We start from the raw sequence: 12798 nt of genomic DNA on the forward strand, positions 1-12798 counted from the left end.
CCACCAGCACCAGCGCCGCCGCGGGGAGGATCGTCAGCCCGACGACGACCGCGGCCAGCCCTGCCAGCGCCGCCGCGGCGGCCGGGAGGAGGCAGCGGACGAGCAGGTTCTGGACGGCCTCGGTGTCGTCCACCATGCGGCTCAGCAGGTCGGCGCCGCCGTGCCGGGGCCGCTGGGGCGGGACGAGGGCCTCGTAGAGGCGTTCGCGGGTGCCGGCCTGGGCGCGCAGGGCGACGTCGTGGCCGGTGAGGCGTTCGGCGTAGCGGAAGACGCCCTTGCTCGTCGCGAACGCCCTGGTCGCCACGATCGCCACGCTCAGCGCGGCCAGCGGCGGCTGCTCGGCGGCCCGGGTGATCAGCCAGGCGGCGGCGGTGATGAGCCCGATCCCGGCCAGGTCGGCCGCCGCCCCCGCCAGGACCGCCCAGGTCAGCCGGGTGCCCATGCGCCGGTTCATCGCCCGCTCCCCTCGTGCCGCGCCGCGACTTGTGAGCCGCGGGGCGCGCTCTCGACCACTGTGCCGCCGGGTGCGCTCTCAGCCACCGCAGGGCGGGTGGTGTCGGAGACGACCCGTCCCTCGTGGACGCGGATGACCCGGTCGGCCAGCTCGATCATGGCGGGCCGGTGCGCCACGATGACAGCCGTACGCCCCTGGGTCAGCTCCTCCGTCGCGGACACCACCGCCGCCTCGCTGCGGCCGTCCAGCCGCGCCGTGGGCTCGTCGAGGAGCAGCACGGAGGCGCCGGGGCGGCAGAAGGCGCGGGCGAGCGCGATGCGCTGCCGCTGGCCCGCCGAGAAGTTGGTGCCGCGCTCGCCCACCACCGTGCCGAACCCCTGGGGCAGCGCCGCCACGAAGTCCGCGTGCGCCGCCTCGGCCGCCCGCCTGACCTCCTCCATGGACGCCTCGGGCGCCCCGAGCCGGATGTTGTCGGCCACCGACGTGGCGAACAGGTGCGGCCGCTGGGCCACGAACGCCAGCCGCGCCCGCCAGCCCGTCAGGTCGAGCTCGCGCAGGTCGACGCCGTCGACGAGGACCCGGCCGGCGGACGGCCGGACGAAGCCCAGGATGAGGTGGAGCAGCGTGCTCTTGCCCCCGCCGCTCTCGCCGACGAGCGCGACGCGCTCGCGCGGGCCGATGGTGAGGGAGACGTCCTCCAGGGCCGCGTCGTCGCGGCCGGGGTAGCGCACGGTGACGTTCTCGAGCCGGATCTCCGGCGCCCCGCTCCCGGCGGACGTCGCGCGCGCGCCCTCCGGCCGCGCCTCCTCGGCCGACCGGTCCAGTACGGCGAAGGCCGCGTCCGCCGCCGCCACCCCCTCCATCGAGGCGTGGAAGCGCGTGCCCATGGCCCGCAGCGGCAGGTACGCCTCCGGCGCCAGCAACAGCACCAGCAGCCCCGTCGTCAGGTCGAGCGACCCCCCGAGCAGCCGCAGCCCGATCGGCACGGCGACCAGCGCCAGCGACAGCGACGCGCACAGCTCCAGCACGAGCGACGACAGGAACGCCACCCGCAGCGTCCGCATGGTGGCGCCGCGGTGGGCGTCGGCGACCTGCGCGATGACCGTGGCCTGGTGGCGGGCCCGCCCGAACGCGCGCAGCGTCGGCAGCCCGCGTACGACGTCGAGGAAGTGCCCGCCGAGCCGCGACAGGGCCAGGAACTGCCGCTCGGTGACCGCCTTGGTGGTCATCCCGACGAGGGCGCCGAAGACGGGGATCAGCGGCAGCGTGACCAGTACGATCACCGCGCTGGCCAGGTCGGCGGCGAACAGCCTGACCAGCACCGCCAGCGGCACCACCGCGGCCACCGCGATCGCGGGCAGGTAGCCGGTCAGGTAGTCGTCGAGCCGGTCGAGGCCGCGCCCGGCCAGCGTGACCAGCTCGCCGGAGCCGTGCGCGGTGAGCCGGGCGGGCCCCAGCTCGCGCAGCCGGTCGAGCAGCCGGTGGCGCAGCGCGGACTTCACGCCCGTCGCGGTGCGCCCGGCGAAGACGCCCTGGCCCCAGGCCAGCAGCGCCCGCAGGCCCACCACCGCCGCCAGCACCGCCAGCGCGGCGGCGGTGAACCGGCCGGACAGCACGCCGGCCAGCAACTCGGCCTGCACCAGCACGAGCAGCCCCGCCAGCACGGCGGCGGCCATGGTGACGCCCAGGTGGCGGCGAACCGAGCGCTCGGCCCGCATGAGCGCGAGGAGATCCTTGTGCACGTGCCCTCAGAAGAACGACGGGAGCCGGACGGCATCCTTCCCTGGCCGGAAAGTGCGCCACACCCATACTTGCGCGCCCAGCATGATGGGCGCGAACGGCAGCACCATGAGACTGAGCACATTCAGCGTGGCCGGGGGAGCGGTGTTCTCCAACAGGTACGGCATCGCCCCCACGAGCACCCCCACGGCGGGCAGCGCCGCGACCAGGGCCGAGACCAGCAGCATCGGCCCCGACCTGGTGGCACCGAACACGCCAGGCGTCCGCCAGCCCAGGAACGTCCACCCGTGGAAGGCGAACAGCAGCGTCACCACCACGCCCAGCATCAGGCCGACGGGGTGCACGGGCGAGGACGCGAAGCCGGTGGCGGCCGCGTACAGGGCCATGCCCCAGCCGACGGACAGCCCCAGGGAGCCGAACGCGATCGCGCCGTCCCAGAACCCGCGCCACAGCGAGCCGTCGAGCCTGCGGCGGAACCACAGCCCGGCGTCCCGCAGCACCCAGCACAGCAGCATGGCCACCACCAGCGGGTAGAGGCCGAACAGCACCTCGCCTTCCAGCAGCGGGTAGACCCCGAACAGCGTCCCGGCGACGGCCACCAGCCACACCTCGTTGGCCAGCACGTAGGGGGCGATGGCGGCCACCATCCGATCCCGGTTGTCGCGGGTCCTGCCCAGCACCGGCAGCAGCAGCCCCACGCCCAGGTCGAAGCCCTCCAGGGCGAAGTACCCGGCCAGCAGCACCGCGAAGAAGGCGAACCAGATCACTTCCATGTCAGCACTCCTCAGTGGTTCAGTAGCTCAGCGCGGGGGCGGGCTTGTCGTCGGGGGAGGTCGCCCCGAGGTCGAGGGCGCGCGGGCCGCGCCTGATCACCCGGGCGATGAGGACGTAGTCGACGATCGCCAGCAGCCCCAGCACGGCCGTGAACCCGATCAACGAGGTCGTGACCATGCCCGAGGTCAGGCCGGGGGACATGGCGTCGGCCACGGAGAGCCGCTCCCAGATCATCCAGGGCTGGCGGCCGATCTCCCTGGCCATCCAGCCCAGGATCGACAGGACGAAGGGCAGCGGCGTCATCAGGATAAGGATCGGATGCGTCCAGCGCCGCCTCGGCAGTGAGGAGATCATCGGCAGCATCACGAGCAGCACCACCAGCGCCAGGAGCTGCCCGATCTCGATCATGAAGCCGAGGCCGACGGCCGCGAGGATGTTCCTGTCGTCGCCGAACTTGCCCGCCTGGATGCCGGCGAACTGGGCGTAACCGAAGCCCATGGCCACGAAGACGCCGATGGCCGCGGTGACCACGCCGGTCCGCATCGACCTGGCGAAGAACTCCGTGTCGGGGGTGCGCCGCCGCAGCATGTACGCGCTGGCCCCCACCAGCACCATCCCGCCGGTGAACAGCCCCGCCCCGACGACGTGGGGGAAGGCGAAGACCAGGGCCTTGTTCGTGAGCAGCGCCCCGAAGTCGGTGAGCTGCATGCGCCCGCCGCTGACCACGGCCCCTGCCGGGTTCTGCAGGAACGAGTTGGCCACCATGATGTAGAACGCGCTCGCGTACGCCGTCAGCGTCACGAGCCAGATGCAGGCCAGGTGCGCCCACTTGGGCAGCCGCCCCCAGCCGAAGATCCACAGGCCCAGGAAGGTGGACTCAAGGAAGAAGGCCACCAGGGTCTCCATGGCCAGCGGCGCGCCGAACACGTCGCCCGCGTAGTGCGACAGCCCGCTCCAGGCCAGCCCGAACTGGAACTCCATCACCAGCCCGGTCACGATGCCCAGCGCGTAGTTGATGACGTAGACCTGTCCCCAGAACCGCGTCATGCTCTCGTGCAGCGGATTGCCCGACCGCGCCCACTTCGTGTGCATGATCGCCACCAGCGGCGCCAGCCCCAGCGTGAGCACCACGAACAGGAAGTGCAAACTGCCGGTCACGGCGAACTGCGTGCGCGCCAGATCCAGTACGTCCATTACCGCTCCGTTGTTGCGCCTAGCTACATATAGAAAGCCTACATATAGAAGCCTACATGTAGACTGGCTACATGTTGGTCGGGTGTCTAGGATCGAAGACATGAATCCGGATGCGCTGCGTGGGCACATGGACGCGCTCCTGCTCTCCGTGCTGGAGCGGGAGCCGTTGCATGGCTACGCCATCATCGAGGCGCTGCAGGAGCGCAGCGGGGGTGCGCTCAATGTGCCCACGGGCACGGTCTACCCGGCACTGCGCAGACTGGAGCGCATCGGCTATCTGTCCAGCGAGTGGGCCACGGTGGGCGGGCGCAAGCGCCGCACCTACCGGCTGACCGACTCGGGGAGGAAGCAGCTCCAGGGGGAGCGGTCGGCCTGGCGGGAGTTCACCAGCGTGATCGGCAGCGTCCTGCGTGCCGAGGCGAGCGCTCTGGGCTGAGCCCGGGGGTGAGCTCCCGCCAGGCCGGCGGGCCGACCAGTCCTGCGCGCCGGTCGGTCATGCCCGGCGCTCAGCCATGCGTGGCGGCCGTGCCTCGTGCCCGGGTGAGGCGTACGCAGCGGGTCGCGCAGTAGATCTGCACGCCCCAGAGCGCCGAGGTGACCAGGTTGGCCAGTACGGCGGGCAGGAAGCCGAGGGTGTTGGGCGCGTCGGTGCCGTACGTCAGCAGCATCCCCAGCCCGGCTGTGACCGGCAGCATGGCCCAGACCAGCACGCCCAGTGACCTGGTGGCCAGCCGCGGCCGCCGGATCCACCGGGCGCCCCGGCTGAGCGCGAACAACACCAGGCCGCCGTACAGGCCGGTGCCGAGCTGGATGATGTCCAGCAGCCGGGAGACCGCGGAGTACCACCCCGGCTGGTGCAGCCAGACCTCGTCGGTGGCCGGGTACATCCGCCACAGCACCGCCCACATCGCCACCGTGATCGGCACGCTGACCAGCAGCAGCACGCCGAGCCGCCGCCCCGTCGCGGCGGTCAGCTCGGCCTGGTAGCCGGGCGCGACCTCCGAGACCCGCCCGAACTCCGCCACGGCCAGCCGCTCGGCCTCCGCGCGGTCGAGCCCGTCGGCCTCCAGGGCGTCGGCGGTGTCGACCAGGCTGTCGCGTGCCTCGACGACCATGTCGCGCTTGGGTCCCTGAGGGCCGGACAGGGCGTCGTCCAGCTCTGCCATGTAGTCGTCGATGAGCATGACCATCAGTTTACGGACGGTGATCTCGGGGTCTCATCGGGGAATTCCCTGATATTTTCCTGAGGTCTTGATGTGTAGGAAAAAACCTACGTATAGTGTCTGACATGCTGATCTCCTCCATCCTCACGATCACCGTGCCGGTCGCCGATCAGGGTGCGGCACTCGACTTCTACACGCGCGCGCTCGACTTCGAGGTGCGTTCCGACAATCCCTTCCCCATGGGGCGCTGGCTCACCGTCGCGCCCAAGGGCGAGACGACCACGCTGCTGCTGGCCTCCTGGTTCCCCGACATGGCGCCCGTCGGCGGGCTCGTCGTGGGCTCGTCCGATCTCGACGCGCTCGCGGCCCGGCTGCGGGAGCACGAGGTCGCCTTCGACGGGCCGAGCGAGCAGGCGTGGGGCCGCCAGTTGCTGTTCCACGACCCGTACGGCAACGGCTTCGTGGTCAGCCAGGCGTGACCACCGACCACGTCTTCACGGCCCTGGCCAGCCCGGCCCGGCGCGAGCTGCTGCGCCTGCTCCTCGACGAGGGCGCGCAGCCCGCCGGGCGGCTGGCCGAGCGGTTCGACATGAGCAGGCCCAGCGTCTCGGAGCACCTCAGGGTGCTCAAGGACGCGGGCCTGGTGGCCGAGTCCCGCAAGGGGCGCGAACGGCACTACCGGCTGGAGGCGGGGCCGCTCATGGAGATCCGCGACTGGCTGACCCCGTACGAACGGTTCTGGCGGGAGAGGCTCGCCGCCCTCACCACGCTGCTCGACGAAATGGAGGACGACGATGTCTCATGACATGTCCAGCGAGACGTCCCACGGCGGGAGCGCCGAGGACCTGGGCGCGATCAGGCTCGACCAGTTCATCGCGCACCCGCCCGCCAAGGTGTGGCGCGCGCTCACCGAGCCCGAGCTGGTGGCCAGGTGGCTGATGCCGAACGACTTCAAGGCCGAGGTGGGGCACCGGTTCACCTTCACCACGACGCCCAAGAAGCAGGTCGGGTTCGACGGCGTGGTCCACTGCGAGGTGCTGCGGATCGAGCCGGAGAAGCTGCTGCGGATCAGTTGGAGCGACGGCAAGCGGGCCGACTGGACGGTCACCTGGCGGCTGGAGCCCGAGGGGAAGGGGACCAGGCTGTTCCTGGACCACGAGGGCTTCGACCCGGGGGACGAGCTCCAGCAGCTCTCACGCCGCATCATGGGCGGCGGCTGGCCCCGCCACTTCGGCGCCATCGCCACCATCGCCGCCGAGCTGTGACCCACCTGCCGGGCGGCCCGCCCCGGGCCGTCCGGCAGGGGCGTCCGGCGGGCGGCCATGCCGGACGCCGGCCAGGCCGAGGTCAAGGGTACGCCGAGGTCAGGGGTACAGGGACGGTGGTGAAGGCGCGGGAGCCGAGGTGGCGTGCGAGGTGGACGACCACAGGACGGCCGCCGCCGTGAGCGCCGCCAGGAGCGTGAACCAGGCCGCCGCCCGGCTCATGCGCATCCCGTACCCGAACAGCAGCCACGACACCGACAGCCACCACCCGTGACCGGCCTGCCGCCGCATCTCCATGGCGGCGAAGGCGAAGTCCGCCGAGGTGGCCCGGTCGCTGGGGCGCAGGCCCGCGTAGATCGCGGCCAGCCGGTCGGGTGAGACCTCAGGTTCGTCGGGATCGGAGCGCCCCTGCAGGGGATGCTCGTCGGCCAGCGCCCGCCGCCGGGAGAACCACCGCAGCATGGGCCAGCGCAGGCTCACCCGCACCCCGCGCGGCGTGAGCGCGAACGTGCAGTCCTTGACCCGCACCCCCGCGGGATGGGACAGCCCCGCGAACCGGCACGCCGACAGGTCGAGCCCGGACAGGCCCAGGTCGTCGGCCTCGACCTGGCGCAGCGAGGTCAGCGTGGACGTGCCCCGCCCCGTCACGGTGGCCGGCCCGCGCAGCACCGCGCCCTCCAAATCGGCCTGCGAGTCGGTCAGGCGTACCGTCGTGGGCCCGGCCACCTCCACCCCGCGCAGGTCGACGCCGCACCGCGCCGCCGCCACGTCGAGCAGCCCGTCGGCCCGCGCCCTGGCGACCGAGAGCCGCCCGGTGGCCGACAGGTAGGCGTCGGCCGCGAAGTGCGCCGCCTCGAACCCGGCGTTCCCGCTGACCTTGCGAAACGACAGAGTACGGCCGAAGCGCGCCCCCCTGAAGACGGCACCGTCACCGAGCCGGGCCCCGTCGAAGGTGGCGTACCCGTCGAACCTGGCCCGCTCGCACGACAGCCCGTGACCGAACACGGCCTGGCTGAACAGCGCGTCGCGGGCCATCACGGCCCGGTCGAGCGAGACGTGCCCGCGCACGGTGACCCCGTGGAAGGACAGCTCGCGGGCGAATCGGACGCCGGCCAGGGACACGTTCCCCTCGAACCGGGCGCCGAAGAACGAGGCCAGCCGGTCGAACGCGGCCCCGTCGAGCGACACGTCACCCGCGAACGTCACCCCGGACAGCCGGACGTCGCCGGTGAACCTGGCGCGGTCGAGCCGGGCCCTGCCGGGCCTGCCGCCGGTGGCCTCCAGGACTCTGGACAGCAGGTCGCTGGTGACGGTGATGCCGCGCAGGTCGAGCAGGCGGCCGGGGGAGAGGTCGCCGAGGGCCGCGCCGAGCTGGTCGGAGGTGAGGTGTGCGAGGCAGCAGCCGGACGGCCGGCTAGCGATTCCGGTGCAGGCAGCCGAATACGCGCAGGTGACCCAGTCCATGCATGGGTCATACCCGCCGGGGCCCGTGTCAAGGTTCGATGATTTAATGTTCTTTCCACTTTTATGTGGAAATATGCAGTCTAAATTAGTGCAAAAGTGCCGGATATGCGAAGTTTGTCCTGAATATCCCTGTCTGTCCTGGTGGCAACCGGGCAGACCGGGACCGCTCCGCCGGCCGCGATCTCCCGCCCGCTCCGGCGCCCGCGGGGCGGCGGAGCATGGAATGCTGGATACGGGTACGTGGTTGAGACCGATGCACTGCTAGCGACAACGAGCGAGGAGCCACTCGTGGCGACCATCGAAGTAACCGAGAAGAACTTCAACGACATCGCCGACAAGGGGATCGTGCTGCTCGACTTCTGGGCCGAGTGGTGCCCGCCGTGCAAGAAGTTCGGGCCGATCTTCGAGCAGGCGTCGGACAAGCACGACGACATCACCTTCGGCAAGATCGACACCGACGCCGAGCAGGGCCTCGCGCAGGGCTTCGACATCACCTCGATCCCCACGCTCATGGCCATCCGCGACGGCATCGTGGTCTTCGCCCAGGCCGGTGCCATCCCCGGGCCCGCGCTCGAAGATCTGATCCGGCAGGTCAGGGCGCTCGACATGGACGCCATCCGGACCGAGCTGAGCGAGGAGCTGAAGCAGGCTCAAAACTGACCGCGGCGAGCCGAAGCGGGCCCGGCAGGAGTGGCCCCCGGCGACCGGCCCCGCCCGCGTGGCGGGGCCCGCGGGCGTCAGGGCCTGCGCGTCAGGGGTTTGCGCGTCAGGGCTTGCGCCTCACCTCAGGGCTTGCGCGTCAGGGCTTGCGCCCGACTCCGACGCAGCCGAAGGTGATGGCGTTCTCCGGCGGCTCAGGGTCGTCTGGACGCCAGCCGGCCGGATACGTCAGCCCCGGCGAGGTCAGCTCGTACCCGTCGAAGAAGCGCCGGATCTCCTCGGGGGTCCTGATGCTCAGCGCGGCCGTGGCCTTGCGGTAGATCTCCAGCGCCTGCGGGGTGGTGTCGGGCGTGGTGTCCACGGCATGGCTGATCACCAGGTGGCTGCCGGGCGCGCTCGCCTCGCGCAGCTTGGTGACCACGTCGTAGGCGCTGTCGTCGGGGATGAAGTGCAGGATCGCCAGCGCGAGAAACGCCACCGGCCGGTCGAAGTCCACCAGCGAGCCCAGCTTGTCCAGCAGCGCGTCCGGCTCGCGTACGTCGGCCTGTAAGAAGTCCACGTTCGCGGCCCTGGCCAGCAGCGCCCGGCCGTGCACGCACACCACGGAGTCGTAGTCCACGTAGACCACGCGCGCCTCGGGGGCGATCTCGTGGGTGTTGCCCTGGGTGGGCAGGCCGGCGCCCAGGTCCACGATCTGGGTCACGCCCTGGCTCACCACGTGGCGGACGGCGCGGCGCAGGAACGCCCGGTTCGCGCGGGCGCCCTCCTTGGTGTGGGGGAACGTTTTGAGTATCTGCTCCGCCGCCGCCCGATCGGCCGCGAAGTTGTCCTTCCCGTCGAGGAAGTAGTCGTACATGCGTGCGACGTTGGGGATGTTCGGGTCGACCCCCTCCGGAGCTCTCTCCACGCTTTTGTCTCCCGGTAATTGGTCTCTTTTCGGGGGATCATAGCCGTGAAACGGTTGATTACCCGAGATTTCGGATTATCCGGGAAATGAGACGTAGATCACGCTCGGCTTCCGGTAACCGCGCGGATGCCGGGCGTGTCCGGGAAGCGGGTGAGCTTGCGGCGGCCGCGTGGGGCGGCCGCCGCGCTGACGGCGTCAGCCGCGGTAGAGCTCGGCCACGCGGAAGGCCAGGTCGAGTGACTGGCTGCGGTTGAGCCTGGGGTCACAGGCCGTCTCGTAGCGGGTGGCGAGGTCGGTCTCGCCGATCTCGTGACCCCCGCCCACGCACTCGGTCACGTCGTCGCCGGTGAACTCGATGTGGATGCCGCCGGGGTGCGTGCCCAGCGACCGGTGCACCTCGAAGAAGCCCGCCACCTCGTCGAGCACGTCGTCGAGCCGGCGGGTCTTGTGCCCGCTGGGCGCCTCGAAGGTGTTGCCGTGCATCGGGTCGCAGATCCACGCCACCCGGGCCCCGGTCGCCGTGACCTCCTTGACCAGCGCGGGCAGGTGCTCGCGGATCTTGGAGGCGCCCATCCGGGTGATGAACGTGAGCCGCCCCGCCTCGTTGGCCGGGTTGAGCCTGTCGATCAGCGCCAGCGCCTCGTCGGGAGTGGTCGTCGGGCCGAGCTTGACGCCGATCGGGTTGCGGATCTTGGCGAAGAAGTCGACGTGCGCCCCGTCGAGCTGCCTGGTGCGCTCGCCGATCCAGACCATGTGGGCCGACACGTCGTACGGCAGCCCCGTACGCGAGTCGATGCGGGTGAGCGCCCTGTCGTAGTCGAGGATGAGCGCCTCGTGCGAGGAGTAGAACTCGACCGTGTGGAACTCCTCCGGGTCGGCCCCGCACGCCCGCATGAACGCCAGCGCCTGGTCGATCTCCCTGGCCAGTTGCTCGTAGCGGCGCCCGGCCGGCGACTCGGCCACGAAGTCCTGGTTCCAGGCGTGCACCTGCCGCAGGTCGGCGTAGCCGCCCTTGGTGAAGGCGCGCGCCAGGTTGAGCGTCACGGCCGAGGAGTGGTACGCCTTGAGCAGCCGCCACGGGTCGGGATTGCGCGCCTCTGCGGTGAAGTCGAACCCGTTGACCATGTCGCCCCGGTAGGCGGGCAGCTCGACGCCGTTGCGGACCTCGGTGCCCTTCGAACGCGGCTTGGCGAACTGCCCGGCCACGCGGCCGATCTTCACGACCGGCACCCGGCCGGCATAGGTCAGCACGATGGCCATCTGCAGCAGGGTCTTCAGCTTTTGCCGTACGTTGTCGGCGGTCGCGCCCGAGAAGGTCTCGGCGCAGTCGCCGCCCTGAAGGACGAACGCCTCGCCGCGGGCCACCGCGGCCAGTTGCTCCTTGAGCTGGTCGCACTCGCCGGCGAAGACCAGCGGGGGCAGGCCGCCGAGTTCGGCGACAACCTTGTCGAGCTCGCCGCGGTCTGGCCAGTCAGGCTGCTGCGCCGCGGGGAGGGCTCGCCAGGAATCGAGATCCACTAGATTGCTGCTCACGAGATACGAGGGTATTCCACTGGCTCGGCGGCACCGACCCTCTTGTCCACGTTGTGAGAATGCGGTTATACGGGTACGAACCCAGAGCCGGTCAAGCTTCCTTTACCATCACGTGCTCGGGCCGTACGCCGCGGCCGATGAAGCGCCGCGTCAGCCGGTTGACCACCGGGATCCTGGTCAGGTCGCGCGGCAGCCGCGACGGGTCGAACCGCCTGCTCAGCGCGGGCGTGATCACCCAGTTCTGCATCACGCGCTGGGCCGCCTGCGTGATTCGGGTGGGCAGCATCCGCCGCCGCTGCACCCGGTCGAGCAGCGCCCCGGTCATCGGCGCGCCCGACCGCAGCGGGCCGGTGAGCAGGTTGGCGGCGGCGACGGCATCCTGCACGGCCAGGTTGATGCCGACCCCGAAGACCGGCGACATGGCGTGCGCGGCGTCCCCGATGCACAGGAAGCCGGGCCGGTGCCAGCGGCGCAGCCGGTCGAGCACGACCGTGAGCACGCTCACGTCGTCGTAGCTCTCGATGAGGTGCACCCGGTCGGCCAGCCAGGGGATCAACTCGGCCACCGGCTCGCGGAGCGCGTCGATGCCGCGCCTGTGCAGCTCGCCGTAGCCGCCCTTGACGATGAGGTACGCGAGCTGCCAGTAGGTCCCCCGGTTGATCGCGACCATCATGTGCCCGCTCGAGACGCGCAGGAACATGCCGCTGCGGTCGGTGTCGTACCGGGGCAGGCGGAACCAGACCACGTCCATCGGCGCGCCGAGGTTCCGCGGCGCCAGCCCGGCCCGCTCGCGCAGCACCGAGGTCCGGCCGTCGGCGGCGACCGTCAGGTCCGCCCTGATCTCGTGCTCGCCGGACGCGTCCCGGTAACGCAGCCCGCGCACCGCCCCGCCCTCGCGGATCAGGTCGTACGCCTCGGCGTTCATCAGCAGCCGGAACGTCGGGTAGCGCTCGGCGGCCGACGTGATGAGCCTGAGGAAGTCCCACTGCGGGACGAAGGCTATGTACTTGTACTTGCCGGGCAGGTTGCGCAGGCTCGCCAGCGGGACCTCGCCGACGTCGGTGACCATGGTGAGGCCGTACTCCTTGTGGTGCGGGAGTTTCAGGAACTCCTCCGCGAGGCCCAGCTCGTCCATCACCTGCAGCGTGGACGGGTGGATCGTGTCGCCCCGGAAGTCGCGCAGGAAGTCGCCGTGTTTCTCCAGCAGCGTCACCTCTATGCCCGCCCTGGCCAGGAGCAGGGCGAGCATCGCGCCCGCGGGGCCGCCGCCCGCAATCACACATCCCATAATTCATCACCTGATGAGATTGTTCCGCGTCTCGCGAATTGAGCAAGCACCGTGGCCATCCGACATGCCCGAGCAGCCGAAGTACATGCGTGAGCCCCTCTCAGGCAGGGAGTGGATGATGCGGGACGACCTCCACGCCCTCTCTGGCGCCTACGCCGTGCACGCGCTGCCGTACGCCGAGTGGGCGCTTTTCGAGCGGCATCTGCACGCGTGCCCGGGATGTTCGGCCGAGGTCCTGCGCCTGCGGGAGACGGCCGCGCGGCTGGCCGAGTCGGTGGCCGTGCCGCCGCCCGCCGGTCTCCGCGCCCGCCTGCTCACCGCCGCGCGCCGTTCCCGCTCCGCCGGCCGGCGGCCGG

13 protein-coding genes and 2 pseudogenes are annotated in these 12798 nt (G+C 71.1%); 6 read left to right on the forward strand and 9 right to left on the reverse strand.

Annotated elements, in window-relative coordinates:
* The 4 genes and pseudogenes from ABD844_RS33525 to ABD844_RS33540 all read right to left on the reverse strand — a co-directional run.
* Positions 1–454: pseudogene (locus tag ABD844_RS33525) on the reverse strand (thiol reductant ABC exporter subunit CydC); the annotation flags it as partial.
* The gene (cydD, locus tag ABD844_RS33530; RefSeq protein WP_344886907.1) at positions 451–2196 is read right to left on the reverse strand and encodes a thiol reductant ABC exporter subunit CydD; all 1746 of its coding nucleotides are present in this window, start codon (positions 2194–2196) and stop codon (positions 451–453) included. The gene cydD and the pseudogene ABD844_RS33525, both read right to left, overlap by 4 nt.
* Positions 2197–2202: 6 nt before the next feature.
* Entirely contained in the window at positions 2203–2967 is a 765-nt protein-coding gene (locus ABD844_RS33535) for a cytochrome d ubiquinol oxidase subunit II (protein ID WP_344886909.1), read from the reverse strand.
* Between the two features lie 19 nt (positions 2968–2986).
* The gene (locus ABD844_RS33540) at positions 2987–4162 is read right to left on the reverse strand and encodes a cytochrome ubiquinol oxidase subunit I (protein WP_344886911.1); all 1176 of its coding nucleotides are present in this window, start codon (positions 4160–4162) and stop codon (positions 2987–2989) included.
* Positions 4163–4262: 100 nt separating this feature from the next.
* On the opposite strand from ABD844_RS33540, the gene ABD844_RS33545 reads away from it, so the two are divergent.
* Entirely contained in the window at positions 4263–4598 is a 336-nt protein-coding gene (locus tag ABD844_RS33545) for a helix-turn-helix transcriptional regulator (RefSeq protein ID WP_344886913.1), read from the forward strand.
* 70 nt (positions 4599–4668) lie between these two features.
* On the opposite strand, the gene ABD844_RS33550 is transcribed toward ABD844_RS33545, so the two are convergent.
* Complete coding sequence (locus tag ABD844_RS33550; RefSeq protein WP_344886914.1) at positions 4669–5346, reverse strand: permease prefix domain 1-containing protein; 678 nt, start codon at positions 5344–5346, stop codon at positions 4669–4671.
* 104 nt (positions 5347–5450) lie between these two features.
* On the opposite strand from ABD844_RS33550, the gene ABD844_RS33555 reads away from it, so the two are divergent.
* The 3 genes from ABD844_RS33555 to ABD844_RS33565 are packed head-to-tail and all read left to right on the forward strand — an operon-like array spanning position 5451 to position 6590.
* Positions 5451–5804 carry a VOC family protein gene (locus ABD844_RS33555; RefSeq protein WP_344886916.1) on the forward strand — a complete coding sequence of 118 codons (354 nt, stop codon included), beginning with the start codon at positions 5451–5453 and terminating at the stop codon, positions 5802–5804.
* Positions 5801–6130: an ArsR/SmtB family transcription factor gene (locus tag ABD844_RS33560; protein ID WP_344886918.1), complete on the forward strand. Its 330-nt coding sequence runs from the start codon at positions 5801–5803 to the stop codon at positions 6128–6130. Before ABD844_RS33555 ends, ABD844_RS33560 begins: the two co-directional genes overlap by 4 nt.
* A complete protein-coding gene (locus ABD844_RS33565; RefSeq protein ID WP_344886920.1) occupies positions 6120–6590 on the forward strand; it encodes an SRPBCC family protein in 471 nt (156 codons plus the stop codon). The genes ABD844_RS33560 and ABD844_RS33565 overlap by 11 nt, the downstream gene beginning before the upstream one ends.
* Before the next feature lie 99 nt (positions 6591–6689).
* Here the strand turns inward: ABD844_RS33565 and ABD844_RS33570 are convergent, their stop codons facing one another.
* Positions 6690–8054: a pentapeptide repeat-containing protein gene (locus ABD844_RS33570; RefSeq protein ID WP_344886922.1), complete on the reverse strand. Its 1365-nt coding sequence runs from the start codon at positions 8052–8054 to the stop codon at positions 6690–6692.
* Between the two features lie 288 nt (positions 8055–8342).
* Between ABD844_RS33570 and ABD844_RS33575 the strand changes: the two genes are divergently transcribed.
* Positions 8343–8714: a thioredoxin family protein gene (locus ABD844_RS33575; protein WP_344886924.1), complete on the forward strand. Its 372-nt coding sequence runs from the start codon at positions 8343–8345 to the stop codon at positions 8712–8714.
* 139 nt (positions 8715–8853) lie between these two features.
* Here the strand turns inward: ABD844_RS33575 and ABD844_RS33580 are convergent, their stop codons facing one another.
* The 3 genes from ABD844_RS33580 to ABD844_RS33590 form a co-directional block, all read right to left on the reverse strand.
* Positions 8854–9621, reverse strand: a complete 768-nt coding sequence (locus ABD844_RS33580; protein ID WP_344886926.1) for an SAM-dependent methyltransferase — start codon at positions 9619–9621, stop codon at positions 8854–8856.
* A 195-nt stretch (positions 9622–9816) separates the two neighbouring features.
* A complete protein-coding gene (locus ABD844_RS33585; RefSeq protein ID WP_344886928.1) occupies positions 9817–11154 on the reverse strand; it encodes a class II 3-deoxy-7-phosphoheptulonate synthase in 1338 nt (445 codons plus the stop codon).
* Positions 11155–11245: 91 nt separating this feature from the next.
* Complete coding sequence (locus ABD844_RS33590) at positions 11246–12442, reverse strand: FAD-dependent oxidoreductase (protein ID WP_344886930.1); 1197 nt, start codon at positions 12440–12442, stop codon at positions 11246–11248.
* Between the two features lie 85 nt (positions 12443–12527).
* Between ABD844_RS33590 and ABD844_RS33595 the strand changes: the two are divergent.
* Positions 12528–12798, forward strand: a pseudogene (locus ABD844_RS33595) (hypothetical protein); the annotation flags it as partial.

Origin of the sequence: Nonomuraea antimicrobica (assembly GCF_039536965.1) — a bacterium.
In the GTDB taxonomy this organism is placed as follows: domain Bacteria; phylum Actinomycetota; class Actinomycetes; order Streptosporangiales; family Streptosporangiaceae; genus Nonomuraea; species Nonomuraea antimicrobica.